We start from the raw sequence: 26,096 nt of genomic DNA, 5'->3' as shown, positions 1-26,096 counted from the left end.
CAACCAGTGGAGAACATTATGGTTGACTATGCGGAAGTTATTCCGCGGCCCGTGTAAATTTATCTGTGCTCGCTTAGACACCTCACCGTTACGGCTATATGCTGTCCCGATCTGGTGGGGGGACCAAAGGGGGATATGTGACTAGTGGTGTGACTCGAAGGCGTGGTGGCGCGCACCGTGCCGTGCCGGACCGCCGATTCGCGTTCGCCGGCCCCAACCGCGCTCAGCGTCGATCGGGTACCGGCGGTGCACACCGTGCGGCACCGCAGCGTCGCGTCGCGCCCCTGGGTGCGCACCGTGACGCGGTGCAGACCCGTTACGCCACCGCCGGTGCCGCGGTAGCCGCCGCGACCGCTGTCGCCGTCGCGCCCATCAGCCCGGTCGGCGAATGGGCGCCCGGCCTGAGCGCCACCGAGCGCGCGGTCCAGCTGGCCGCGGAAGCCTCGATCTTCAACATCCCGTTCAACTTGATGCAGGACATCTTCAACATCCCCTACAACGAGGTGAAGGCCATCGACATCATGGCCGCCTCGTTCCTGTTCACCGGGAACTGGTGGACCCCGAGCGCCACCAACATCTGGGGCGAGGACCCGGGCGACCCCGGGCACTTCATGGCGATCGTGGACATGATGCTGCCGTTCGCGCCGGAGGCCTCCGGTGTGTTCCAGCCCGAGATCGACCCGGACGCACTGGCCAACGGCACCGCGGGCCTGGGTCAGCAGCTCGCACTGTTCGCCGCCGCCATGTTGCCGGTCAGCGCCTCGTGTGACTCGATCCAGTGCTACCCGATGTCGCCGGTGGATCCGATCACCGGCATCACCGGCATCGACCGGATGATCAACTTCTTCCTGAAGTTCACCAACTTCCCCAACGACGACAATCAGCTGGACCTGTTCAAGTACTGGCTGAAGGTGCCGTTGCAGGACCTGTTCAACGGATACAAGTTCCCCGGCAGCCCGTTCGAGACCGACAACCCCACCTCGCACGGCATCGCCAACCCGGTGGACGGGATCGGCGACGGCGGCGCGGTGCCGGGATCGCCGCGGGGCAGCATTCCGGGCACCGACCAGGACGGTCCCGGCTACGGCTTCGAGGGCACCCACCCGCTGCTCGACGAGAACGGTGATCCCGTCCTGGACGAGGCCGGCAACCCGATCAACCTGCAGCCTTGGGCGGGCCTGGAGTTCCTGTTCAACCCGATCAAGCCGTTCGAGGTGTGGTTCAACAGCTTGATGCAGCCGATGGACTGGAGCTTCAACGGCGACGACCCGCTGGTCGGCTTCCACTTCCCGGACATCAACGACGTCTTCCTGACGTTCAAGACGTTCCTGGGCGGGCTGGTCATCGACTTCAACCCGTATGTGGCCGGCAGCCCGCTGTGCCCGGGTGTCTGCAACATGGCGCCGTTCTCCCCGCCGTGGGGGGTGACCTCGCTGGATCTGGTCAAGTCGATCCAGAGCCTCGGTGCGCCGAGTCCGGCGCTGCAACAGTGGATCGACGCGACCGAGGCGGCGCTGGCGGCCGGCTGGACCGGTAACGCCGTGGGTGACGCCAACGGGGCGACCGACGAGCAGAGCATGGCCGGTATCGAGGCGCTGCAGACCGGGACCTTCACCTTCGACGAGGAGACCCACCGGGCGATCATCGACTTCCTGGCCGAGCTCAACCCGTACCTGCCCGCCCTGGCGGTCAACTCCGGCCTGCTGACCGACCCGGGCTTCCTCGGGCCGTGGCCGCAGGACGAGGCCGGCTATTACCACCCGCCTGGCTACGACCCCGATCTGCCGCTGGCCGACCAGACGGTGGGCGAGTACGGCGGCCTGAACAACCTGTTGCTCTGGGACGACTTCCTGGGCTTCCTCGACCCGAGCGGCGGCCTCTCCGACGACCTCGATGCGTTGTGGGCCGAAATCATGAGTTGGTTCGACTTCTCCGCGATGTAATACACGACCGACCGACACCGCAGCCCGGCCCCGTTCGCGAGGCCGGGCTGCGGCGTTTCGGCAGGCCGGCCCAGGGATATTGACGCGGTGACCTGCCCGCGCCACATTTGAAGGATTTATATCGTTTACCGATAGCTGACTCTGCGCTTGCACTCAGGAAACGCTTTGGTAGATTGCGTGAACCGCTTGCGGCCATGTTGCTTTCATCACGCTTCGTCATACTGGAGGACCCTCGGATGGTTTCAGCCTTGCGCACGTACGTCACGGCTGGGCTGGCTGTCACCACCGCGGGACTCATCGCGGTGACTCCGGTGGCGCCGCGCGTCCCGGCGGCCGCCACCACCCAATTGCAGACGACCCTGAGTGCGGGCGAATCGTTGTGGAACGTCCCGCTGAACCTGCTGCAGGACATCATCAACATCCCGGCCAACGAGATCCACGCGATGGACACGCTGGCGAAGTCGCTGTTCTTCAGCAGCCCGTGGTTCGTCGGCAGCCCCACCAACATCTGGGGAGAGGACGCCGGCGACCTCGGACACTTCGAAGCGGTGATGCAGTTCCTCTTCCCGATCCCCGAGCTCTCCGGCGCCGGTCACGAAGGCGAATTCCTCTACCCCGGCCTGGGACAACAGCTGTCCATGCTGGCCAACGTCGAGATCCCGATAAACCTCACCTGCGCGAGCCTGGACTGCCTGCCGGCGATGCCGGTGAGCCCGATCACCGGCTTCACCTGGATCGACCAGACCCTGTGGAGCCTGCTGATCATCACCGGTCTGCAGAAGTTCCCGCTGATCGAGAACTGGTTCCAGGTGCCGTTCTCGGAGATGATGAACGGCAACTCCTACTACTTCGACCCGAACGGCCCGGGCATGATCGGCAGCGGGTTCGCCCACGACCAGTTCTACTGGGAGGGCACCCGCACCCTGGAGCAACTCGGCTTCAATCCCGAGGACTACCCCAACATCGACCCGGACGCCCCGATGATGCCGTGGACGGGGATGTCCTACCAGATGGACTTCGACACGCCGTTCATCAATTGGTTCGACAGCCTGATGCAGCCCTTCGATCCCGACAAGTTCGAACTGCCGGGCCTAGTGGAGTTCGGCCGTGCGCTGCAGGCGATGATCGCCTCGTTCACGGTGGCGTTCAACCCGTTCATCCCCGGCAGCCCGATCTGCCCGGGGCCGTGCCTGCTGCTGGAGCCGGGCGGCAACATCTGGGATCCCGAAGACTGGAACACCCCCAGCTATTACCTGGCGGTCAAGGCGATCGGCGACCTGTGGCCGGGCAACACCGTGATCGACCAGTGGCTCGCGGACTACGACGCGGGCGTCGCCAACGTCTCCACCCCGGAGATCATCGCCTACGAGGCCTGGTTGTGGCGCCTGGGCACCGTGCTGCTCGACATCAAGAACCCGCTGCCGCCGGACTCGGTGATCGAGAACGTCGACTACCTGCCCACCGTGGACCAGATCCGCGATTTCCTCGGCGACTACTTCTTCAACATCGCCGACAACATCGGGATCATCGGGCCCTTCGACATCCAGGGACTCTGGGACGCCGTCTTCAACATCACCCCAGCGGACGACGAACCGCTGGACAACGGACCGGTCGACGAAGGTCCGGGAGTCGACGTGCCGGGCGACGGCGATGTGCCGATGGATCTCGATCTCGCGCTGATCGACCTCGACCCGGCGATCTAGCCGCCCGGATACGCGCTCGGGCCCGCCGACCCTCGACAGTGGGTTTCGGTGGGCCCGAAGCGTATTCCCGCCCGCAGCGCCCTACAGGCCGAGGAGGCCCGACAGGTCCGGAAGGTAGGGGTAGAGGTCCGGCAGTTCGGTCTCGGGCAGCATGCCCAGGTCGACCTGCGCGGCGATCCAGCCCTGTTCGAAGCCGAGCTGCAGGTTCTCCGACACCTCGTCCCAGTCGATCGACGGCATGCTCCACGACACCGGCGTGATCACGTCGGCGGCATCGGTGCGGTCATAGCCGAGGTCGATCAGTACCCGCAGGGCGGGCTGAACCAGATCCGCCATCGCCGGCCCGAAGATCGGGAAGGCACGGATACCGTCGAGCAGCGGCAGATTCTGGGTGGGGATGAGGTAGTAGTCGACGTTGCCGTCCTCATCCGTCGGAAGCAGCACCGCGTTCTGGATCGATTCCGTGTCGAACGTGGTGGGCCACCCCGGCAGCAGGGCGGGGTGCAGATTGATGTAGCCGGCCATCGCGTTGGCCACCGCGAGCAGGTTCAGCGCATACTTCGGGAAGTCGGTCGCGCCGCTGTACTCGATGTTGTAGATGTCGGTGTGGTAGGCCGAGTCCGACGGTACGACCGGCATGTCGGAGCCGAACCGGGTGAAGAACCCGCCGTTGGGGTTGGCGAGGGTCTCCAGCAACACGAACTGCAAAGAGTCCGGGTCGGGTCGTTCGCCCGGGGCCAGCGCGAGCAGGTCGGCCAACTCCTGAGTGGCCACCGCGGCGCTCATCGAGTAGCCGAACACGGTGACGTTGTCGCCGGCCTCCGCCAGGTATTGGTTGATGGCTTTGTCGATGTCGGCGACACCCTGGATGAGTCCCGGGCCGTAGTCGGTCTCCGGTGTCGTGACTCCCACCGGGGTGTACCCGGGGAAGGTCGGCTGGCCGGCGAAGGGATTCTCCGGGTTGAGGAAGTCGGCCATCACGTCGTCGATATAGGACTCCGCCGGCGTCGGCTGAAAGGCCGAACCCATGATCAGAGCGGTGTCGGCACCGAACGCGAACCCGGCGTTGAGCACCGAGGTCAACCCCATCAGTCCTGCGCAGCCCCCCGCCACCAGACCGGCCGTCAGCCAGCGAACATTTGAATGCGTCATGAAAGCCCCCCGGTTATAGCGCACACATGTCCGCGTTAGCGTACACAGAAAGTATTCCCAGCGCCTGTCGAGGGCGCGAATATGTGAAGATGGGCCGGACTTCCATCGCGGTGACGGTTTTTCGGACGTTAGTGCACCGAAGGATAGGGTGGGTACGTGGGCGTACCGGTTACAGGCGGTGACCGTGCGGCGATCGTGACCGGCGCATCGTCGGGCATCGGCGCAGCGGTGGCACGCGAACTGGCGCGCCGCGGTCATCGGTTGGTGCTGGTGGCGCGCAGCGTCGACCGCCTGCAGTTGTTGGCGGACGAACTGGTGGCGGGCGGCCTGGGACCGGTACACGTGGTGCCGGCCGACCTGCGCGACGCCGCCGAGCGAGCCGCGCTGCCCGGCCGGGTCGCCGCGCTCGGCGTGGAGCCCGAGATCCTGGTCAACAACGCCGGCGTGGCGATCGTGGGGTTGGTGGCCGATACCGAGCCGCAGGATCAGCTGAGCCTGATCGAGGTCGATGTGGCCGCCGTCGTCGATCTGTGCACCCGGTTTCTGCCGGGCATGGTGGCGCGGGGTCGCGGTGCGGTCCTGAACGTGTCGTCGGTGGCCGCCTTCGGCCCGCTGCCCGGCCAGGCCAGCTACGGTGCCGCCAAGGCCTTCGTGGCCTCCTACACCGAGAGTCTGCGCACCGAGTTGCGGGGCACCGGCGTCACCGCCACGCTGTTGTGTCCGGGGCCGGTGGATACCGGCCTGGATGTGGCCGCCGGGTTCGACCGCGGCGAACGCCGCGAGGTGCTGCCCGCCGCGATGTGGAAGCCGGTGGACCGGGTCGCCCGCGCGGCGCTCGACGGCCTGGAGAAGGGCCGAAGCCGGGTGGTGCCGGGCTGGATGAACCGGCTCCTGGTCGCGGTGTACCGTTACGCGCCGCACGGCCCGCTGCTACCGTTGCTGGCACGGCGAATGCCGCGCTCGACGCGTGGCCCGGTTGGGGGGAATACCGGGCGGTGTGCGAGGCGGGCGAAGGGCGGACCGCCGGACAGGGGGAGCGGTGTTGTGCTTGAGGTGATCGACAAAGGCTGCGTCAGTGCGGAGCATCCCGTCCCGCTGCTGTTCGTCCACGGTGCGTGGCATGCGGCGTGGTGCTGGGACGAGCATTTCCTCAGCTACTTCGCCGACCAGGGATACCGCGCGATCGCGGTCAGCCTGCGGGGGCACGGCGGCAGTTCCATCGACAAGCCGCTGCGGATCTGCAGTGTCGACGACTACGTCGACGATGTTCGCTCGGTCGCCGACGAATTGCCCGTCCCCCCGGTGGTCATCGGGCATTCCATGGGTGGACTGGTGGTGCAGAAGTTCCTGGAGCTCCGGCCGTCGCCGGCCGGGGTGCTGATGGCCTCGATTCCCCCGCAGGGCAATTACGGATCGAGCCTGCGGTGGCTGCGCAATCATCCGTGGCACGCGATCAAGATGGTGATCACCGGTCGAGCACTGCCCTACATCAACACGCCCGCGCTGGCCCGGGAGAAGTTCTTCTCCGCCGGCACGCCCGAAGCCGATGTCGTGGAGTGCGCCGCGCGACTGCAGGAGGACAGTGCCCGGGTCAGTGTCGACTGCCTGATGCTCAAGTTGCCGCACCCCAAGCGGATCAGCACGCCGCTGTTGGTCCTGGGTGCCGAAGAGGACGGCGCGCACACCTGCAAAGAAGTGCGGGCCACCGCGCGGGCCTACGGCACCGAGGCGGTCTTCTTCCCCGACATGGGACACAACATGATGCTGGAACCGGGCTGGGAGGACGTGGCCGAGCGGATTCACGACTGGCTCGGCGAGCGAGGACTCTAGACCCGGCACCCGGGACCGGAGGCTCCCCGCTCCGCCGCGCCGCCCCGGTCAGTCCTTGGTGAAGCAGTACAGCCGGTAGACGAATTCGCCGTTCTTCAGGGCGCCGTTGAAGGTCCAGTCGGTTGCGGCACTGGCGAATCGGGCCAGGCTGCCGTGGTGGGCGATCATGTCCTGCTTGCGGGCGAGGTTCTTCTCGTTACCGCGCAATACGGCCATGCTGATGTCTTCTTCGGAGATCAGTCGCAGACCGGTCGCGGCCAGTTCGGCGTCCCAGCGGGCCGTTTCACTGCGGCGGCGGAAGTCGGTGTAGAGGAAATGTCCGCCCGGAGCCAGCACGCGTGCCGCACCGTTGAAGAACTGCGCCGGGTTCGGGTACAGGTGCGACGCTTCCACGTGCAGCACCACGTCGAACGATCCGTCCTCGAAGGGCAGGTTCTGGGCATCGCCCTGGACGAACTCCATGCCGGGCAACTTGTGCCGATCCCGGCAGAATTCGATCGCGGTCTCGTTGAGGTCGAGGCCGGTGTAGGAAGCGGGCTTGAACGTGCGGGCCACATAGGAGGCGCCGCCGCCGTGACCACAGCTGACCTCGAGCACCTTCTTGCCGGCCAGGTCGGTCTGAGCGGCGGTGCGGTGATACTGCTGGATGAAGAATCGGTTGGCCTCGTCGGAGGGCTCCAACGGCACCGCCATCGGCGGGTCCTCTTCGTAGCCGTAGTTGAGGAATAGCCAGTCGTCACCGCTGAGCATCTTGGTCTGGGCGGTGAATCGCTTGTTCACGAACGAGGTGAACACCAGGTGGTAGACGAACGGAGTCGTCATCACGCGATGGGCAACCGGGTTGAACAGCAGACGGTTCATCGTGGGCATCGAGGAAGTATCTCACGATCTATCGTATTGTGCCGAGGTCGGGTGGGGCGGGGGCGAACGTTCAGTCGCGCAAGCCGCGCATCAGGATTCGTTCCCACATCCGGTCGGTCACCAACGCCCGTGCCAGCACCGTGGCTTTCCCGGAGAGCCCGACCACGTAGCGCGGCTTGGGGTTTCCGGCCCGGACCACGCGCAGTACGGCGCGCGCGACATCGTCGGCTTCGATCATCACACCGCGTTTGGCGGACAGTTGCCGGGTGTTGTCGGCGTAGCGGAGTTTGAAGCCGCCGTAGGGGTCATCGGCGGCGTAGGTCGGTCGTGCTTCCTGCTGTGCGGTGACGAACGGCGTGCGCACCGCCGTCGGGTCCAGCAGCACCACCCGCACCCCGAACGGCGCCACCTCGGCGCGCAGCGACAACGACAGCGCCTCCATGCCGTACTTGATCACGTGGTAGCCGCCGGCGCCGGGACTGGCGAACCTGCCGCCGGTGCTGCCGATGTTGACGATGACGCCGGACCCGCGTCGTCGCATCTCCGGCAGGACGGCCTGGCACAGCTGCAGTGTCGCCACCACGTTCGTTTCGAAGAGCCTGCGGAAGTCGTCGAGGGCCAACTGCTCCAGCGGGCAGGTCAGTGGAAATCCCGCACTGTTGACCAGGACGTCGACACCGCCGTGTTCGGCCGTGATCTCGGCGACGACGGCATCGACCGCGTCCTCGTCGGTGATGTCGAGCTCACGGGCGATCAGGCCGCGGTCGGTAAGGCGTTGCAGTGCTTCCGGATTGCGCCCCACCGCGACAACGAGGTGGCCGGCGGCGTACAACCGGTGTGCGGTCGCCTCGCCGATCCCGCTCGTCGCCCCGGTGACCAGCGCTACCGGCCGGACACTCATCGACTGCCGGCGTCGGCGGGTATCAGTTCGACCGGCAGGTGCTCGAGCCCGCGCATGGTCGCATTGACCAGATAGCGATACTGCCCGTCCAGCCGGATCTCCTGGACGTGGGGGATCAGCTGCGTCAGCACCCGGCTCACCTCGATGCGGGTGAGGTGGGTGCCCAGGCAGTAGTGCGCGCCGCCGCCGAACGCCAGATGATCGGTCGGGTTACGGTCCAGATCGAAGGTATCCGGGTCCGGGTAGTGCCGCGGGTCGCGGTTGCCGGCGGCATAGAGCACCAGCACCCGGGCGCCGGCGGGGATGGTGTGCTCGCCGACCCGGTAGTCGCGGGTCGCGGTCCGGTAGAAGCCCTGCACCGGGGAGACCAGCCGCAGCTGTTCCTCGATGGCGGCGGGGATCAGCTCGGGCTGCTCGCGCAGCCGGGTGTAGACGTCCGGGCGCTGCGCCAGGGTCAGGAACAGTCCCGAGATCAGATTGGTGGTCGTCTCGCTGCCCGCGCCGACGAGCATCGACGCGGTCCAGAACACCTCGTCGTCGGAGAGTGTGTCCGCACCGCTGGGTGCGGCCAGCATCGAGATGAGGTCGTCGCCGGGTTCGGCGCGGCGCGCCCGGATCATCGGGTCGAGGCTGCGGTACATCGCATAGACCGCGTCGCTCGAGCGCATGTTCAGCACCATCCCGCGCAGGCTCAGCGGTGCGAACGCGGCCTCGTTGATGGTGTCCGCCCATTCCAGGAACTGGTGGCGGTCTTCCTGCGGTATCGCCAGCATCATCGTGATCAGCCGATTGGGCAGTGGCTTGGCCAGGTCCGCGACGATCTCGACACGCCGGCGTTCGATCATCGCCGCGACCAGTTCGTCGGCGGCCCGGTTGATGTTGATCTCCCACGACTTCATCGCGCGCGGGGTGAACGCCCGCGACACCGACCGGCGCAGCCGGGTGTGCACCGGCGGGTCGGTGGCGTTCATGGTCTGCAGTCGCACCCGGAAGCGGGCCTGGCTCTCCGCCGAGGACAACGCCTCGTCGTCGCGCAACGCCTGGCGGACCTCGTCGTAGCCCGGGATGATCCAGATGCCGCGCTTGCGGCTGTACCAGACCTTGGGGCCGTTGAGCAGCGTGCGGTAGCCGGGGTAGGGATCACGCATGGTCTCGGGCGCGAACGGATCGAAGTCGGTCAACGGCGCGGTCTCGTGTCGGGTCACCGCATACCGGTAGGCGGTCGCCCGGTCCCGGATGACTCCGCGCAGTCCGTCGGTGCCGATCTTGAGCAGCCCGGCGCGAAACCGCAGCCGGCGCGTCAGTTCCTTCTGATCCATATCTGGCAAGCCCTTCGTCACGATCGTCGGGTTGGGAACGCGCTGGGACCCGCTACGGGGCACCGCGATTGGTCTGCAATGAGGCTCGCCGCCACCCTAGTCGGGGTTCGGCCGTCGCCGGAACGGACGTCGATACGACAGAAGCGCCGGAGCGCCGAGATATCAATCCCGATCGCCCGGCGCTTCTCCGGTCGGTGTTCAGTCCTTGACGAGGTCGAAGATCCGGTAGGTGATCTCACCGCGGTCCAAGTCGCGGTAGAACAGCGATCCCTCGACCACCGCGAACTCCCTGGCGAAACGGCGCAGGTAGAACGGCATCCGCTCGTTGATCAACGCGTTCGAGCGCGGCGAGTTCGCCGCCAGGCCGCGGACCACCTCGCGGCTGATGTCACGCTCGTTGACCAGCCGCAGCGGCGGGGTCTGCAGGGTCTGCTGCCAGGACTCGATGTCCTCCTTGGCACGGAAGTCGGTGTGCAGGAAGTGCCCGCCCGGGCGCAGCACGCGGCCCACCTCACGGACGAACTGTGCGAAGTCCGGGTAGATGTGGGAGGCCTCGACGTTGACGATCGCGTCGAACGAGTTGTCCGGGAACGGCAGGTTCAGCGCATCGCCCTGCACGAATTCCAGGCCCGGCACCTGGTGCCGCTTCTGGCAGAAGGCCACCCCGTCGGGGTTGAAGTCCAGACCGGTGTAGGACGCGGGCGCCAGCGTGCGGGCCAGGAAGGACGCGCCGCCGCCGTGGCCGGAGCTGACCTCGAGGACCTTCTTGCCGGCCAGGTCGATCTGGGTGGCGGTCTGGTGGTAGAGCTGGATCGAGTACCGGTTCTCCTCGTCGGACTCATCGAGCTTCAAGCCCAGCGGCGGGTCCTGCTCATAACCCCAGTTGAGGAAGACGACGTCGTCGTGTCCCATCCGCTTGGTCATGAACGGATACCAGTATTTGAAGGCCTTCTTGTAGAGCGGCATCGCCGAGATGCGGTAAACCAGCTCGGAGCCGACTTTTTCCAAGGTCGCGGATGGGGAAAGCACCATACCGAAAGTATGGCACAGGCCGGCGGCTGTTTCAGACCCCGGTGAGCTGGGCGGGCACCTGCGCGCGCTGCGGCTCGCCGCGGTAGCGCGCCGGTACGCCGTCGATCTTGCAGAACCGCCACATCGACCGTCCGGCGGCGGTCATCAAACCGATGTCGTCGCAGAGCATCCGGATGTCGGCGAAGGTGTCGCGCAGCGCCTGCCGGGACTCGGGGGAACCCGCGGCAAGCTGTTTGCGGACCGAGCGGGGGATATCGAACTCACGGAAGAAGCTCTTCGGCGGCGTCACCATCGGCTTGGCGAGCAGTCGCATGACGAACGGCACGTACAGCGACATCCACAGGCGGTTGATCCGCCACACATGCGGAACGCGCTTACGCAGGTAGGCGTCCGCGAACGAGATGTGACGCGCTTCTTCGGCGACGTGGATGGCCATCACCTTCTTCACCACCGGATGGCCGGTCTCGGCCATCCGCAGTGCGTTGGTCTGCAACACGTCCACCGGCACCTCGCCGGCCAGCACGCCGAAGAAGAACACGTTGGGGAACGGCCCGGCGTACAGCGGCATCAGCGGGGACAACAACCGCATCCACCACTGCATGCCGGGAACGTTGTAGCCGATGCGGTTCACCAGTTCCTGGAACATCAGCACGTGGTTGCATTCTTCGACGGACTCGTGGATGCAGTAGCGATGTTCGGGGGAGCCGTTGGGGACCCGCGAGGCGTACTGGACCAACCCGCGGATCAGCATGCTCTCGAACTGGAGGGTGACCTTGGCGATGTTGGCCTGCCGCCACATCCCGATGGCGATCTGCTTTTCCAGCGGCTGACTGCGGTACCACTCGGTGCGTCCCAACGGGTCGTCGGTGAGCACCCAGCGCGGGTCGTCGGCGGTGATGGCGTGCTCGGGGGCATCCCAGTCGATATCGATGAAGGGGTCGAAGCGGCGACGCACCGAGCTCTCCGACAGGCCGGCCAGGATCGCCGTGTACTCGGCGTCATCGGTCACGTCCATGTTGCGCCGGTAGCGTCCCAGCGCGCGGACGGCAACGGTGATCACGGAAACGATGACCAGCGCGGTAACCGCGATGCAGATATCGATCCATAGCGCCATCGGTGAAGGCTCTCCCGTCCAGTGTGTGCCCGGCACCCGAGGGCGCCGCGACTCGCTCGAAATCTTAGCGTGGAGATTGGCAAAACTTTAAGGCTGCCCGCGCCGATTGAGTGTGATCGCTGCCATCTTGCGACCATGTGGCAGCCGTCACTTTATCTAGCGGTGTAAAAGGGTGGAATTAGCTCCCGTTTATCGGATCGGGGGCTACTGCTCATTTGCGGTAGCGTGTTGTTCTTATGGGGACCCAGCAGTACGACGCGGTCATCGTGGGCGCGGGCTTCGGCGGTATCGGAGCGGCGATCCAGCTCAACCGGCTCGGTTACGACAACATCGTGATCGTCGACCGGTTGGACGGCCTGGGCGGGACGTGGCGGGTCAACCATTATCCGGGACTTTCAGTCGATCAGCCCTCGACCACCTATTCCTATTGGTTCGAGCCGAATCCCTATTGGTCGAGACTTTTCGCCCCCGGCAACGAGGTGCAGGCCTACGCCGAGCACGTCGCGCAGAAATACGACGTGGAGCGCTTCATGCGTTTCAACACCACCGTCGAGGGCGCCCAGTGGGACGACGATGCCAAGGTGTGGCGCACATCGTTGGCCGGCGGCGAGACGTTGACATCGCAGTTCCTGATCGTCGCCACCGGATTCCTGTGCCAGCCCAAGATCCCGGACATCCCGGGCATCGAGACGTTCGCCGGGCACCTGGTGCACACCGCGTCCTGGGACCACGACTATTCGATGGCGGGCCGGCGGGCCGCCATCATCGGAACCGGATCCACCGGTATCCAGGTGATCCCGGAACTGGCCAAAGAGGTCGCCGATCTGACCGTCTACCAGCGCACCCCGATCCTGGTGACGCCGAAGTCCGACGTGGTGTTCCCGCCGGCCGTGCAGCGGATGTTCGCCCGGGTGCCGTTCACCCAGCGCATCGTGCGGTGGATGACCGACAACACCACGGACTTCATGATGGTGTTGACGATGTGGCGTTACCGACGGTTCAAGTTCCTCAACAAGGCGATGGCGGCGCAGTCGGCGTGGCATCGGCGACGGGCGGTGCGCAATCGTGAACTCGCCGACAAGATGCGGCCCGATTTCGATTTCGGCTGCAAGCGGCCGTCGATCTCCAACGACTACTACCCGACGTTCGCCCGGCCGAACGTGCAGTTGGTCACCGAGGGGATCGAGCGGATCGAACCCGACGGCATCGTGTCGGGCGACGGCGTCAAGCGTGAGATCGACACTTTGGTGCTGGCGACCGGCTACGACGTCTGGGAGGGCAACCTGCCCGCGATCGAGGTCATCGGGCGTGGGGGCCGCAATCTGGGCAAGTGGTGGCGCGAGACGCGGTTCCAGGCCTACCAGGGCATGACGGCGCCGCAGTTCCCGAACTTCATCAACATGGCCAGTCCGTTCTCCTGGGTGGGCCTGTCCTGGTTCAACACCGTCGAGTATCAGACGCGGCACATGAAGCGGCTGTTCGGTGAGGTGCAGCGTCGCGGGGCGAAGACCTTCGAGGTCACCGAGGACGCCAACACCGCGTTCTACCAACGGATGATGGACCTGTTGGACAGTTCGGTGTTCCACCGCGGCAACTGCGCCACCTCCAATTCCTACTGGTTCAACCAGCAGACCGGCGAAGCCCCGCTTTTCCGGCCGACGTCGGTGCGCAGCGCGGTCAAAGAGCAGGACCATTTCCCGCTGTCGGACTATTCGATCGAATAATTTCCGCTGCTGCGGTCCTGGACAGGGGGTTACAGTGATCGTTTGGGCATATCGGCTGGTGGGGGGTCTCGGGCAGTGACGCGTACAGATCACCAGAGTGCCGACCGGTCGTCCGCCGCCGGGTTGGTGCGACGGTTCGCGTGGCCGATCATTCTGGCGTGGGTGGCCCTCACGGCACTGGTGAGCATCGCCGTTCCGCCGTTGGAACAGGTCGCCAAGGAACACCCGGTGTCGTTGAGCGCCAAGGACTCACCGTCGATCCAGGCGATGGCCCGGCTCGGCCACGACTTCGCCGAATCCGATACCGACAGTGCGGCGATGATCGTCATCGAAGGCGATGAGCCGCTCGGCGACGCCGCGCACCACTACTACAACGAGCTGATCGCCCAGCTCAACGCCGATACCGCCCACGTTCAGCACATCCAGGACTTCTGGGGCGACCCGCTGACCGCGGGCGGTGCGCAGAGCGCGGACGGCAAAGCCGCGCTGGTGCAGCTCAACCTCGCCGGCAACCAGGGTGAGGCGTTGGCCAACGATTCGGTGGAGGCGGTCCGCGACATCGTGCGCCGCACTCCCGCGCCGGCCGGGGTGCGGGCCTATGTGACCGGTCCGGCACCGATGGTCACCGACATGAACACCAGCGGTGACCGTGCCGTGCTGAAGATCCTGGTGGCCACCGTCTCGGTCATCTCGCTGATGCTGTTGCTGCTCTATCGGTCGGTCGGCACCGTCGCGCTGTTGCTGGCCGTGGTCGGCGTGGAATTGGCCGCCGCCCGCGGCATCGTGGCGTTCCTGGCGGACAACGGCTGGATCGGGCTGTCCACGTTTGCCATCAATATCCTGGTGACGCTGGCGATCGCCGCCGGTACCGACTACGGGATCTTCTTCATCGGCCGCTACCACGAGGCCCGCCATGCCGGTGAGGATCCCGTGACGGCGTACTTCACCACCTACCGCGGGGTCGCCCACGTGGTGCTGGCATCGGGGCTGACCATCGCCGGCGCCACTTTCTGCCTGAGTTTTACCCGGTTGCCGGTCTTTCAGACCATGGGCCTGCCGTGCGCGGTCGGCATGCTGGTGGCCGTCGCGATCGCGCTGACCCTGGTTCCGGCGGTGCTGGCCGTGGCCACTCGCCGCGGCATGCTCGAGCCCCGGCGCAAGATGTCCGATCGGGGCTGGCGCAAGGTCGGCACCGCGATCGTACGCTGGCCCGGGCCGATCTTCGTGGCCGCCGGCGCGGTCGCCCTGATCGGCCTGCTGGCGCTGCCCGGTTACCAGGTCAGCTACAAGGATCCGTCGTTCATTCCGCAGGACACCCCGGCCAACCTCGGTTGGGCGGCCGCGTCGCGGCACTTCCCGGAGGCACGGTTGCTGCCGGAGGTGTTGTTGATCGAATCCGATCACGACATGCGCAACTCCGCCGATTTCCTGGTGTTGAACAAGCTGGCGAAAAGCGTCTTCGCGGTCGAGGGCGTCGCGATGGTGCAAGGGGTCACCAGGCCGGAGGGAACCCCGCTCGGGCACACCTCGATCCCGTTCCTGCTCAGCATGCAGAACGCCGGGCAGATGCAGAACCTCGACTTCGTCAAGAGCCGGGTGGCCGATATGCGCAAGCAGGCCGACGACCTCGAGGAGACGGTCGCCTCGTTGCAGCGGATGTACGGGTTGATGCAGGAGCTGGGCAACAACACCCATCACGCGGCCGGTGTCTCCCAGGAGGCGATGGACCTGGCGCAACAGGTGCGCGGCAACATCAACGAACTCAACGAGAATTCCAAGTCGCTACGCGAATCCGTTGAGACACAGCAGAACTGCCGTAACGACCAGACCTGCATGTCGCTGCGGGCGGCGTACGCGTCGATGGACGGCACCACCCTGCTGACCGAGAAGATCAGCGAGCTGGCGCCCGACATGAGCAATATCGACGCGGTGACACCGCAGTTGCTGGCGATGATGCCGGCCCAGATCGGTGCGTTGCGCAGCCTGCAGACCATGATGCTGACCCTGCACAGCACCATGTCGGGCATCGTGGCCCAGGTCGAGGAGGTCGGCGGCGACTCGGCGGCGATGGGCCAGGACTTCGACGCCGCGAAGAGCGACGACTCGTTCTACCTGCCCCGCGAGGCGTTCGACAACCCCGATTTCAAACGGGTGATCCAACTGTTCCTATCACCGGACGGGCATGCCGCACGCTTCTTCATCACCCACGACGGTTACCCGGCGACCCCGGAGGGCATGGCCCGGGTCAATGTGATCAAGAAGGCGGCCACCGAGTCGCTGAAGGGCACGCCGCTGTCGAGCGCCAAGGTCTACGTCGCCGGCACCGCGGCCCTGTTCAACGATCTTCAGGGCACCGCGGACCTGGACCTGCTGATCGCAGGGATCACGTCGTTGGCGATCATCTTCATCATCATGTTGCTGATCACCCGCAGCTTCGTCGCGTCGGTGGTGATCGTCGGAACGGTGCTGGCGTCGCTGGGTGCCTCATTCGGGCTGTCGGTGTTGTTGTGGCAGTACATCTTCGGCATCCACCTGCACTGGCTGGTGATGGTGATGTCGGTGATCATCCTGCTCGCGGTGGGATGTGACTACAACCTGCTGCTGGTCGCCCGATTCAAGGAGGAGATGGGGGCCGGACTGAAGACCGGCATCATCCGGACCATGGGCGGCACCGGCAAGGTCGTCACGGCAGCCGGTCTGGTGTTCGCTTTCACCATGGCTTCCATGCTCGTCAGCGACCTGCGGGTGGTGGGCCAGGTGGGCACCACGATCGGGCTGGGCCTACTGTTCGACACCCTGGTGGTGCGGTCCTTCATGATGCCGTCGACGGCCGCACTGCTGGGCCGGTGGTTCTGGTGGCCGCTGAACGTGCGGGTGCGGCCGGCGCGGGCACCACGTGTCGCGGTACCGGCAGCGGCAGCGCCCGCGGCGTCCGGGGCGTCCGCGGTTCCTGCGAGTGCCGGACACGACCGGGCCTTCGAGGACATGGTGGCCAGCGCCTTCCCCGAACTGTCCGGTCGCCCGGGCGCGGGGGTTGGCGACGGGACCACCGAACTGCGCAGGGCCGCCCCGCCCGCAGAGGACGAGAGCGGTCGCTGATCGGGTATTGGCCGCCGCACCACCGGTGGACTATTTTTGACAAGTCCACGTTGTAGAAATACGTCTGAGGGGCGGTGCGTGATGTCCGAGGGAACCCTGTCCGCAGCACTGGAACGCGAGCACATGCAGATCGACGCCGGAATCGGCGACTTCCTGGAAAAGCTCGATTCCGGGACCCTCGACGCCGACGGGATCACCACCACGCTGACCACGCTGCGCCGGCACATCTACCTGGAGGAACAGCTGTTGTTCCCGCCGATCAGCAAGGGCACCCACATGATGGCGGTATTCGGCATGATCCGCGGCCACGGCGAGATCTGGCGCACCATGGGCACGCTCGACGCGCTACTGGGAGACGGCGCAGACCGTGACTCGCTGCGGTCGCAGTGCCTGCGTCTGCAGGAACTGCTGGTGGACCACAACAAGGTGGAGGAACCGGTGGTCTACCCGGCTGCCGATACCGGGCTCTCGACAGAGCAGGCCGCCGAGCTGTCCGAGTTCCTGGCCCACGGCCGGATGCCCGAGGGGTGGACCTGCGCGAAGGCCGCGGCCTGAGCCGTCGAGGTCAGTCGTGGATCCAGGCCGCCGGCCCCGGCCAACTGCGCGGAGTCGGCCTGGATGCACCGTCTTCCGGATAACGCCCGCGGGCACAACGCCACATCGACCGGGGCGGAAGTTGTGGCCTGCCGCACGCGGCACCGCTGCGAGGCCTTAGAATTCGCCGTAACGGCATCGAACCGGCAATCACCGGGGAGCCTTCGGAAGAACAGCCCGTCGCGTCCGCGATCCGGCCCAGTAGAACCGAACGGGACGGCCCGTCACAGCCTGACATCGAGCGGTCGCGCGCCAGACCCGGTGCGCGGCAAGCGGGGTGGTACCGCGGCGCTCGCGCAACCGCGCGGCGTCGTCCCCGGGCAGGGTCCTTGGGAGACGACACACGTGAGCGAACGCAGTTATCCGAAGCCGGCCGCCGGCGCCCCCCACTTCCCGGCTGCCGAGGCCGCGGTCCTCGACTACTGGGCCGCCGACGACACCTTCCGGGCCAGCATCGCCCGCCGCGACGGCGCACCGGAATACGTGTTCTACGACGGCCCGCCGTTCGCCAACGGACTGCCGCACTACGGGCACCTGCTCACCGGCTACGTCAAGGACATCGTGCCGCGATACCGAACGATGCGCGGCTACAAGGTGGAACGCCGATTCGGTTGGGACACCCACGGGTTGCCGGCCGAACTCGAGGTGGAACGCCAGCTCGGGATCACCGACAAGTCGCAGATCGACGCGATGGGCATCGCCGCGTTCAACCAGGCCTGCCGCGATTCGGTGCTGCGCTACACCGACGAGTGGCAGGCCTACGTCACCCGGCAGGCCCGCTGGGTCGACTTCGACAACGACTACAAGACGCTGGACCTGCCGTTCATGGAGTCGGTGCTGTGGGCGTTCAAGCAGCTGTGGGGCAAGGGTCTGGCCTACGAGGGCTACCGGGTGCTGCCGTACTGCTGGCGTGACGAGACCCCGCTGTCCAACCACGAGTTGCGGATGGACGACGACGTCTACAAGAGCAGGCAGGATCCGGCGCTGACCGTCGGATTCCGGATCGCAGACGGCGAACTGGGCGGCGCCCACCTGCTGATCTGGACCACGACCCCGTGGACGCTGCCGTCCAACCAGGCCGTCGCGGTCAACCCGGACGTCACCTATGTCCAGGTCGCGGCGGGGGAGCGGCGCTACGTCCTGGCCGAAGCCCGGTTGGGCGCCTACGCCCGCGAACTGGGCCTCGGTGAGGGCGAGGAGCCGCAGGTGCTGGGCAGCTACCGGGGTTCGGAGTTGCTCGGTGTGCGCTATGCGCCGCCGTTCCCGTACTTCATGGACGCGGCGAACTCCTTCCAGGTGCTGGCCGCCGACTTCGTCTCCACCGAGGACGGCACCGGGATCGTGCACCTGGCACCGGCCTACGGCGAGGACGACAAGAACACCACCGACCCGGCAGACATCACCCCGGTCACCCCGGTGGACGCCAAGGGCCGCTTCGACACCACCGTCGCGGACTACGCCGGGCAGCACGTGTTCGACGCGAACAAGGCGATCATCGCCGATCTCAAGAACGCCACCGGGCCGGCCGCGGCCAACGGCGCGGTGCTGGTACGCCACGAGACCTACGAGCACCCCTACCCGCACTGCTGGCGCTGCCGCAACCCGCTGATCTACAAAGCGGTGTCGTCGTGGTTCGTCCGGGTCACCGAGTTCCGGGACCGGATGGTCGAGCTCAACGAACAGATCACCTGGTATCCGGAGCACATCAAGGACGGCATCTTCGGCAACTGGCTGCGCGGGGCGCGGGACTGGTCGATCTCCCGGAACCGCTACTGGGGCACCCCGATCCCGGTGTGGAAGTCCGACGACCCGGCCTACCCGCGAATCGACGTCTACGGCAGCCTCGACGAGCTGGAACGTGATTTCGGCGTGCGGCCGGACAACCTGCACCGCCCCTATATCGACGAGCTGACCCGGCCCAACCCCGACGACCCAACCGGCAAGTCGACCATGCGGCGCATCCCCGATGTGCTCGACGTCTGGTTCGACTCCGGTTCGATGCCCTACGCCCAGGTGCACTATCCGTTCGAGAACGCCGACTGGTTCGACGGCGGCGCGGGCCAGGTCGCCCACTATCCGGGCGACTTCATCGTCGAATACATCGGTCAGACCCGCGGCTGGTTCTACATGATGCACGTGCTGGCCACCGCGCTGTTCGACCGTCCGGCATTCAAAACCTGTGTGGCGCATGGCATCGTCCTCGGCAGCGACGGGCAGAAGATGAGCAAGTCGCTGCGCAACTATCCGGACGTGTCCGAAGTGTTCGACCGCGACGGATCCGATGCCATGCGCTGGTTTCTGATGTCGTCGCCGATTCTGCGCGGCGGAAACCTGATCGTCACCGAGGCGGGCATCCGGGAGGGCGTGCGCCAGGTGATGCTGCCGTTGAGCAACGCCTACAGCTTCCTGACGCTGTACGCCCCGAAACCGGGTGCCTGGCGGACGGATTCGCAGCACGTCCTGGACCGCTACATCCTGGCCAAGCTGGCGACGCTGCGCGACGACCTGACCGCGGCCCTGGACGTCTGCGATGTCTCCGGTGCCTGCGAGCAACTGCGACTGTTCACCGAGGCACTGACGAACTGGTACGTGCGGCGGTCCCGGCAACGGTTCTGGGACGAGGACGCCGACGCCATCGACACCCTGCACACCGTGCTGGAAGTCACCTCGCGCCTGGCCGCGCCGCTGCTGCCGCTGACCACCGAAGTGATCTGGCGGGGCGTCACCGGCGATCGCTCGGTGCACCTGACCGACTGGCCCGAGGCCGACGAGTTGCCCGCCGACCCCGACCTGGTGGCCGCGATGGATCAGGTGCGGGAAGTCTGCTCGGCGGGGTCCTCGGTGCGCAAGGCACACCAACTGCGGGTCCGGTTGCCGCTGCCCAAGCTGACGGTGGCCGTCGACGACGCGCAGCGCCTGGCACCGTTCACCGACCTGATCGCCGACGAACTCAACGTCAAGGCGGTCGACCTGACCGAGGACATCGCGGCCTACGGCCGCTTCGACCTGGCGGTCAACGCCAAGGTGGCCGGCCCGCGACTGGGCAAGGACGTGCAGGCCGCGATCAAGGCGGTCAAGTCCGGGGACGGGGTGGTGAACCCGGACGGCACCCTCAGTGCCGGCCCGGTGGTGCTGTTGGAGAGCGAATACACCGCCAAACTGGTGGCCGCCGACCCGGAGTACACCGTCGCGCTGCCCGACGGGGCGGGCCTGGTGGTGCTCGACAGCACCGTGACGCCCGAACTGGAAGCCGAAGGCTGGGCCAAGGACCGGATCCGGGAACTCCAGGATCTGCGTAAGAACACCGGGCTGGAGGTCTCCGACCGGATCGGTGTGGTGATCGCGGTGCCGGATGAGCGCCGGGAATGGGCGCAGGCGCACGCCGGATTGATCGCCGGGGAAATTCTGGCGACCAGCTTCGAATTCGGCGACCCGGTCGATGCCGTCGAAATCGGCGACGGAGTTCGGGTAGCTATCGCCAAAGTGTGATGGGTCACACCGACTAAATCGGGAACCCTCGGAGAGCGACTTATCCGCGGCTTGATTCTTAAGTCTCTCGGCCGCCCGGCCCCGGGATTCGCGTGGTGCGCGGTGGCAGAAAAAGCCCGGTCAGCACCGTCGGCGAGGGGCGGGCCGGCCCCCGGCCGCGGCGACGCGGTTCCGATTAGCCGTGTCGGTCGCTTCGACGGTTGTTGGCCCCCGATTAATCTTCAAGTCATCCGAACAGTTTTTCTGCGGTTGGTTCTGACCCCGCCCGAATCGCCTTGAACCGGCAACCGCTGCGTGCAGCGACTCGGGGGGTCGGTGCATTGCACGGTAATGAGGGGCAGGGGCATTCATGGATTTCGGGGCACTCCCGCCGGAGGTGAACTCGGCGAACATGTACGCCGGTCCCGGCTCGGCGCCGTTGCTGGCCGCCGCGGCCAACTGGGCGGCGATGGCCACCGAACTGCACTACACCGCGACGTCTTACGACACGGTGATCGCCGACCTCGCGGACGCGGCGTGGCAGGGTCCGTCGGCAGCGGCGATGGCGGCCGCCGCAGCACCCTACGCGGCCTGGATGAAGGCCACCGCGGTCGGCGCCGAGGAGACCGCGATCAAAGCCAAGGCCGCCGCTGCAGCCTATGACGCCGCCTATGCCGCCACCGTTCCGCCGCCGGTGATCGCGGCCAACCGGACCGTGCTGGCCACCCTGGTCGCGACGAACTTCCTGGGGCAGAACGCACCGGCGATCGCGGCCACCGAAGCACAGTACGGCCAGATGTGGGCCCAAGATGCGGCCGCCATGTACACCTACGCCGGTTCGTCTGCCGCGGCCAGCCAACTGGCGCCCTTCAGCGCGCCGCCGGAGACCACCAATCCCAGCGGGCAGGTCGGTCAGTCGGCCGCTGCCACCGATGCACTGTCGGGCGGGATCACCCAGCTCCTCGACGACTACCAGGCGATCCTGAAGACCTTCACCAACGTGCTGTCCACCGCGAACGGGCCGTACGGCATCGGGTTGGCCAGCTCCGCACGCGGCATCTACCAGATGTCGATCAGCATCCCGTCGGTGGCCAATGCCCTTGCCAACCTGAGCAACACCTTGAACCCCAAGCCGATCGCCGGAGCGTTGGTACCGCTGCTGTCGAGTCCACTGCTGAGCGGCTCCCGTGCGGTCGGGACGGCGCTGCCGGCGGTGTCCGCAGCGTTGGGCCGGGCCGGGTTGGTCGGGTCACTGTCGGTTCCGGCCGGCTGGGCCAGTGCGGTGCCCGCGGTCAAGACCGCGGCGGTCGCATTGCAGGCCAGCGTGCTCGAGGCGGCCCCGGCGCTCGCCGCCAACGGCGAGAGCATGCTGGCCGGACAGATGGCGCTGTCGAGCCTGGCCGGGCGGGCGCTCGGCACACCGGTCAAGCAGGCCGCCGGAGCCGGCGCCACCCGGGCGATCAGCGCCATCTCGCACGTCACCAACACCCAGACGGGACCGGATATCGCCACCACCGCCACCGTCATCGTCATCCCCCCGATCGCGAAGTAACGAAAGTAGGTCGCGTTCATGGTTTTTCCGAGTTTCGCCACACAGCCGCCGGAGATCATCTCCGGACAGATGTACTCCGGGCCGGGTGCCGACCCGCTGTTCGCCGCCGCGGGGGCCTGGTCGAGCCTGGCCGCCGAACTGCAGTCCGCGGCGTCGTCGTATCGGGCGGTGCTGGCAACGCTGAGCGGCGGCTGGCAGGGGCCGGCGGCGGCGGCCATGGCCACCGCCGCGACGCCGTATGTGACGTGGATGTCGACCACGGCGGCACAAGCCGAGCAGACCGCCGCGCAGGCCACCGCAGCCGCCGCGGCCTATGAATCGGCGTTCGCGGGGATCGTGCCGCCACCGGCGATCGCCGCCAACCGCAGCCAGTTGGCCGCGCTGGTGGCATCGAACATCCTGGGACAGAACAGCACCGCCATCGCAGCCGTCGAAGCCGAATACGGACGGATGTGGTCGCAGGACGTCGCCGCGATGCTCGGATACGCCGGCGCATCGGCGACGGCGTCGGATCTGACGACGTTCACCGAGCCGCCGCCCACCACCAACGGCGATGCGGGCGCTGCCCAAGCAGGTGCCGCCGAGGCCGCCGCCGCGGCAACCCCGCAGGGCATCCTCGACGCGATCTTGCAGGAGATCAACTCGCTGGCGTCGGGATACACCGCCGGCTGGCAGAACTTCCTCGACGGACTCCCCGGCGGGACTGCGATCCGGGGGTTGTGGGAGTCGGATCTGGCGGCGTTCGCGGGCATCTCCGGCCAGACCGGGTGGGTCAACGCGACACACGCCTCGATGAACCTGGGTATCACCCAGTTCCGCAGCATGTATCGGGCGGTGCTGCCGGCGATCCCCAAGTCCGCCCTCGGCGGCCTGCACAGCTCCGGTCTGGGAGTGGGGGCCGGTCTGCGTTCGGCCGGCGCCGCCGCCGGCAGTGCGATGCGGGTGGGCGCCCTCTCGGTTCCGCCGAACTGGGCCAGCGCCACCTCGGCGATCCAGTTGTTCGCGACCTCGCTTCCGGAGAGCGCGCTCGGCGCCGCCCCGGCCGCGGGGACGGTTCCGGGGATGCTCGCTCCGGCCGCGCTGGGCAGCGCGGCGGGCGGTGCACTGGGTGCCCCGGCGGCCCGGACCCGCACGGTGGCTCCGGCGGCCCGGGTGGTGTCGACCAACATCAACGACCGCGAGGCCCCGGTCCCGCTGGACCAGGTGATCGCGCAATTGCAGCAGACCCCCGATGTCGTGCAGCATTGGAACGTCGATCAGGCCGGCCTCGACGAACTGGTCGCGAAACTGTCCCTGAAGCCGGGAATCCACGCGGTACACGTCCTCGACGACGAGGACAGCGCACTGGCCGGGTCGCAGCCCGCGCTCGGCTGACGAGGCTGTTCGTACCCGCCGGACGTCGACCGCCCGAGGAGAAACCTATGAAGCCGTTGCTCGCTCCGCTCGTCGTGGTGGCCGCGATCGCGCTGGCCGTGCCCGGTCACGCCGACCCCGAAGCGGTGGAGGCCGGTGCGATCGACCGAACCGAGTTCCTCGAATCGCTTCGCCAGGTCGGGATCGTCATCGACCACCCGGATCAGGCCGTGGCCGCCGCCGAAGCGATGTGCGGTTTGGCGGCCAACGGCTCGACCAGCCTGGAATTGCTCAACGACCTGACCGACGCCAACCCCGACCTGACCGTCGCCGATGCGGCCCGGTTCGCCGCGATAGCGGCGAAAACGTACTGCCCGCACCAGCTGGCCAAGGCGGGTGGCTCGAAGTAGCGGCGCGTCAGGGCTTGACGGCCCGCCAGCGTTGGTCACCGCCCCGGACGGTCACCTCGATATCGCGGAATCCGGTGCGCTGCAGCCGTTCTGGCAGCGTATCGGGCGAGACGGGATTGTAGGTGTCCCGGAAATGCAGCGCCTGGAAGATCGTCGAGTGCACACCGTCGGTGCCGGCGAAGACCGCACCCGGCTTGAGTACCCGAAAGGCCTCGGCGAACAGCAGATCCTGCAATTGCGCGGTCGGAACGTGATGCAGCATGGTGAAGCACACCACCGAACTGAAGTCATCGGACGGTAAGCCGGTATCGGTACCGTCGCCGTTGACGATCCGCGCGCGTGCCCCGTATTTCGCCTGCAGGCGCGCGGCCATCGCCGTGTCTATCTCGACGGCGGTCAGCTGCGGCGTCATCTCCACCAGGCATCGCAGGTTGGCGCCGTAGCCGGGACCGATCTCCAGCGTGTTGTCGCCGAGATCGACACCGGCCAGTGCCCACGGCAGCAGGTCACGTTCCACACTGCGGGCCCAATAGCGGGAACTGCAGCACATGCGGTGCGCCAGATTCATCGCCATAACCGGAAACGATAGTCGGATACCGTCGAGATCCGGCACGACCAATAGGCTGATCCGGGTGGACGGCCGATGGGTCCTGCACCTGGATATGGACGCATTCTTCGCGTCGGTCGAGCAGTTGACGCGCCCGACGCTGCGGGGACGGCCGGTACTGGTCGGTGGTCTCGGCGGCCGCGGTGTCGTCGCAGGTGCCAGCTATGAGGCGCGGGTCTTCGGCGCCCGCTCGGCCATGCCCATGCACCAGGCGCGCCGACTGGTCGGCGCCCCCGCGGTCGTACTGCCGCCCCGAGGAGCGGTCTACGGGCTCGCGAGCCGCCGCGTCTTCGAGACGGTGCGTGCGGTGATCCCGGTGCTCGAGCAGCTCTCCTTCGATGAGGCGTTCGGCGAACCGGCCGAGCTGGTGGGCGCGGACGGGGCAGCGGTGCGGGAGTTCTGTGAGCAGCTGCGCCGCAGGGTCCGCGAGGAAACGGGTCTGGTGGCATCGGTGGGAGCCGGATCGGGGAAGCAGATCGCCAAGATCGCGTCGGATCTCGCCAAGCCCGACGGGGTGTTCGTGGTCAACCGCGCCGATGAGCGGCAACTGCTCGACGGCCTTCCGGTGCGGCGGCTGTGGGGGATCGGTCCGGTCGCCGAGGAGAAGCTGCACCGGTTGGGCATCGTCACGATCGGTCAGCTCGCGGCGTTGACCGACGCCGAGGTCGCCGACGTCCTGGGTGCCACCGTCGGTCCCGCATTGCACCGACTGGCCCGCGGCATCGATGACCGGCGCGTCGCCGAACGTGCCGAAGCCAAGCAGATCAGTGCCGAATCCACCTTCGCCGTCGATCTGACCACCCTGGAGCAGTTGCGCATCGAGATCGGCCGGATCGGGGAACACGCGCACCGTCGGCTGCTGCGCGACGGCCGCGGTGCGCGAACCGTCACGGTCAAGCTGAAGAAGGCCGACATGAGCGTGCTGACCCGGTCCGCCACCCTGCCGTACGCCACGACCGATGCCGCCGCACTGACCGCGGCCGCCGGACGACTGCTGCTCGATCCGCGGGAGATCGGGCCGATCCGGCTGCTCGGGGTCGGGTTCTCCGGGCTGACCGACATCCGGCAGGAATCGCTGTTCCCAGACCTGGAACTCGGCGATGCGGCACCGGTCGCACCGGAACACTTTGTGCCGGAAACGATTCCGGTGTCGACATCGGCGCAGTGGCGGGTCGGTGACGACGTCGGGCATCCCGAACTCGGTCACGGCTGGGTGCAGGGCGCCGGCCACGGGGTGGTGACGGTGCGTTTCGAGACCCGCGACTCGGGACCGGGCCCGGTGCGGACGTTCCCCGACGACGAGCCCACGATCAGTCGCGCCGACCCGCTGGACAGCCTGGCCTGGCCGGATTACGTCGCCCCTCCGGACTAGGGGACCTCCTCGTCTCAGAGCGCACCAACACCGCCACGCGCTCCCAGGGGGTCAAACTCCCC

At 67.0% G+C, this 26,096-nt stretch carries 18 protein-coding genes and 1 pseudogene; 12 read left to right on the top strand and 7 right to left on the bottom strand.

Annotated features, from left to right (window positions below):
* Nucleotides 1-149: 149 nt before the first annotated feature.
* Both RCP38_RS10265 and RCP38_RS10260 read left to right on the top strand, forming a co-directional pair.
* Nucleotides 150-1,943 carry a hypothetical protein gene (locus RCP38_RS10265; RefSeq protein ID WP_308472879.1) on the top strand — a complete coding sequence of 598 codons (1,794 nt, stop codon included), beginning with the start codon at nt 150-152 and terminating at the stop codon, nt 1,941-1,943.
* A gap of 236 nt (nt 1,944-2,179) precedes the next feature.
* Entirely contained in the window at nt 2,180-3,646 is a 1,467-nt protein-coding gene (locus RCP38_RS10260; RefSeq protein ID WP_308472878.1) for a hypothetical protein, read from the top strand.
* An 81-nt stretch (nt 3,647-3,727) separates the two neighbouring features.
* On the opposite strand, the gene RCP38_RS10255 is transcribed toward RCP38_RS10260, so the two are convergent.
* Complete coding sequence (locus RCP38_RS10255) at nt 3,728-4,798, bottom strand: PE-PPE domain-containing protein (protein WP_308472877.1); 1,071 nt, start codon at nt 4,796-4,798, stop codon at nt 3,728-3,730.
* 156 nt (nt 4,799-4,954) lie between these two features.
* Here RCP38_RS10255 and RCP38_RS10250 point away from each other — a divergent pair.
* Both RCP38_RS10250 and RCP38_RS10245 read left to right on the top strand, forming a co-directional pair.
* Nucleotides 4,955-5,767, top strand: a pseudogene (locus RCP38_RS10250) (SDR family NAD(P)-dependent oxidoreductase); the annotation flags it as partial.
* A 75-nt stretch (nt 5,768-5,842) separates the two neighbouring features.
* Nucleotides 5,843-6,628: an alpha/beta hydrolase gene (locus RCP38_RS10245; RefSeq protein ID WP_308477182.1), complete on the top strand. Its 786-nt coding sequence runs from the start codon at nt 5,843-5,845 to the stop codon at nt 6,626-6,628.
* Between the two features lie 48 nt (nt 6,629-6,676).
* Here the strand turns inward: RCP38_RS10245 and RCP38_RS10240 are convergent, their stop codons facing one another.
* From RCP38_RS10240 to RCP38_RS10220, 5 genes are all read right to left on the bottom strand, one after another.
* Entirely contained in the window at nt 6,677-7,489 is an 813-nt protein-coding gene (locus RCP38_RS10240) for a phthiotriol/phenolphthiotriol dimycocerosates methyltransferase (RefSeq protein WP_373692508.1), read from the bottom strand.
* 70 nt (nt 7,490-7,559) lie between these two features.
* Nucleotides 7,560-8,390: an SDR family oxidoreductase gene (locus tag RCP38_RS10235; protein WP_308472875.1), complete on the bottom strand. Its 831-nt coding sequence runs from the start codon at nt 8,388-8,390 to the stop codon at nt 7,560-7,562.
* Complete coding sequence (locus RCP38_RS10230; RefSeq protein WP_308472874.1) at nt 8,387-9,709, bottom strand: cytochrome P450; 1,323 nt, start codon at nt 9,707-9,709, stop codon at nt 8,387-8,389. The genes RCP38_RS10235 and RCP38_RS10230 overlap by 4 nt, the downstream gene beginning before the upstream one ends.
* 198 nt (nt 9,710-9,907) lie before the next feature.
* Nucleotides 9,908-10,675 carry a phthiotriol/phenolphthiotriol dimycocerosates methyltransferase gene (locus RCP38_RS10225; protein WP_308477180.1) on the bottom strand — a complete coding sequence of 256 codons (768 nt, stop codon included), beginning with the start codon at nt 10,673-10,675 and terminating at the stop codon, nt 9,908-9,910.
* 97 nt (nt 10,676-10,772) lie between these two features.
* The gene (locus RCP38_RS10220) at nt 10,773-11,756 is read right to left on the bottom strand and encodes an AurF N-oxygenase family protein (protein WP_308477178.1); all 984 of its coding nucleotides are present in this window, start codon (nt 11,754-11,756) and stop codon (nt 10,773-10,775) included.
* A 335-nt stretch (nt 11,757-12,091) separates the two neighbouring features.
* Between RCP38_RS10220 and RCP38_RS10215 the strand changes: the two genes are divergently transcribed.
* From RCP38_RS10215 to RCP38_RS10185, 7 genes are all read left to right on the top strand, one after another.
* A complete protein-coding gene (locus tag RCP38_RS10215; RefSeq protein ID WP_308472873.1) occupies nt 12,092-13,579 on the top strand; it encodes a flavin-containing monooxygenase in 1,488 nt (495 codons plus the stop codon).
* 75 nt (nt 13,580-13,654) lie between these two features.
* A complete protein-coding gene (locus RCP38_RS10210) occupies nt 13,655-16,678 on the top strand; it encodes an MMPL/RND family transporter (RefSeq protein ID WP_373692335.1) in 3,024 nt (1,007 codons plus the stop codon).
* An 81-nt stretch (nt 16,679-16,759) separates the two neighbouring features.
* Nucleotides 16,760-17,233: a hemerythrin domain-containing protein gene (locus tag RCP38_RS10205; RefSeq protein ID WP_308472872.1), complete on the top strand. Its 474-nt coding sequence runs from the start codon at nt 16,760-16,762 to the stop codon at nt 17,231-17,233.
* 384 nt (nt 17,234-17,617) lie between these two features.
* Nucleotides 17,618-20,761, top strand: coding sequence for an isoleucine--tRNA ligase (gene ileS, locus RCP38_RS10200; RefSeq protein ID WP_308472871.1), 3,144 nt, complete (start codon nt 17,618-17,620; stop codon nt 20,759-20,761).
* 349 nt (nt 20,762-21,110) lie between these two features.
* Nucleotides 21,111-22,292: a PPE family protein gene (locus RCP38_RS10195; protein ID WP_308472870.1), complete on the top strand. Its 1,182-nt coding sequence runs from the start codon at nt 21,111-21,113 to the stop codon at nt 22,290-22,292.
* Nucleotides 22,293-22,310: 18 nt separating this feature from the next.
* Entirely contained in the window at nt 22,311-23,666 is a 1,356-nt protein-coding gene (locus tag RCP38_RS10190; protein ID WP_308472869.1) for a PPE family protein, read from the top strand.
* A 47-nt stretch (nt 23,667-23,713) separates the two neighbouring features.
* Nucleotides 23,714-24,055, top strand: coding sequence for a DUF732 domain-containing protein (locus RCP38_RS10185; protein ID WP_308472868.1), 342 nt, complete (start codon nt 23,714-23,716; stop codon nt 24,053-24,055).
* A gap of 7 nt (nt 24,056-24,062) precedes the next feature.
* On the opposite strand, the gene RCP38_RS10180 is transcribed toward RCP38_RS10185, so the two are convergent.
* Entirely contained in the window at nt 24,063-24,629 is a 567-nt protein-coding gene (locus RCP38_RS10180; protein ID WP_308472867.1) for a class I SAM-dependent methyltransferase, read from the bottom strand.
* Nucleotides 24,630-24,687: 58 nt separating this feature from the next.
* On the opposite strand from RCP38_RS10180, the gene RCP38_RS10175 reads away from it, so the two are divergent.
* Complete coding sequence (locus RCP38_RS10175; protein ID WP_308472866.1) at nt 24,688-26,034, top strand: DNA polymerase IV; 1,347 nt, start codon at nt 24,688-24,690, stop codon at nt 26,032-26,034.
* Nucleotides 26,035-26,096 lie beyond the last annotated feature (62 nt).

The sequence above is a fragment of the Mycolicibacter sp. MU0083 genome (genome assembly GCF_963378075.1).
GTDB classification, from domain to species: Bacteria; Actinomycetota; Actinomycetes; order Mycobacteriales; family Mycobacteriaceae; genus Mycobacterium; species Mycobacterium kokjensenii.
Note: the sequence above shows the minus strand (reverse complement) of the source record. Positions and strands in the feature narration are given on the sequence as shown.

Excerpts from the sequence above, each read along its gene's own strand:
- RCP38_RS10260 (WP_308472878.1), top strand. The coding sequence starts at position 2,180 with ATGGTTTCAGCCTTGCGCACGTACGTCACGGCTGGGCTGGCTGTCACC.
- RCP38_RS10255 (WP_308472877.1), bottom strand. The coding sequence starts at position 4,798 with ATGACGCATTCAAATGTTCGCTGGCTGACGGCCGGTCTGGTGGCGGGG.
- RCP38_RS10240 (WP_373692508.1), bottom strand. The coding sequence starts at position 7,489 with ATGAACCGTCTGCTGTTCAACCCGGTTGCCCATCGCGTGATGACGACT.
- RCP38_RS10235 (WP_308472875.1), bottom strand. The coding sequence starts at position 8,390 with ATGAGTGTCCGGCCGGTAGCGCTGGTCACCGGGGCGACGAGCGGGATC.
- RCP38_RS10230 (WP_308472874.1), bottom strand. The coding sequence starts at position 9,709 with ATGGATCAGAAGGAACTGACGCGCCGGCTGCGGTTTCGCGCCGGGCTG.
- RCP38_RS10225 (WP_308477180.1), bottom strand. The coding sequence starts at position 10,675 with ATGCCGCTCTACAAGAAGGCCTTCAAATACTGGTATCCGTTCATGACC.
- RCP38_RS10220 (WP_308477178.1), bottom strand. The coding sequence starts at position 11,756 with ATGGACGTGACCGATGACGCCGAGTACACGGCGATCCTGGCCGGCCTG.
- RCP38_RS10215 (WP_308472873.1), top strand. The coding sequence starts at position 12,092 with ATGGGGACCCAGCAGTACGACGCGGTCATCGTGGGCGCGGGCTTCGGC.
- RCP38_RS10205 (WP_308472872.1), top strand. The coding sequence starts at position 16,760 with ATGTCCGAGGGAACCCTGTCCGCAGCACTGGAACGCGAGCACATGCAG.
- RCP38_RS10195 (WP_308472870.1), top strand. The coding sequence starts at position 21,111 with ATGGATTTCGGGGCACTCCCGCCGGAGGTGAACTCGGCGAACATGTAC.
- RCP38_RS10190 (WP_308472869.1), top strand. The coding sequence starts at position 22,311 with ATGGTTTTTCCGAGTTTCGCCACACAGCCGCCGGAGATCATCTCCGGA.
- RCP38_RS10185 (WP_308472868.1), top strand. The coding sequence starts at position 23,714 with ATGAAGCCGTTGCTCGCTCCGCTCGTCGTGGTGGCCGCGATCGCGCTG.
- RCP38_RS10180 (WP_308472867.1), bottom strand. The coding sequence starts at position 24,629 with ATGGCGATGAATCTGGCGCACCGCATGTGCTGCAGTTCCCGCTATTGG.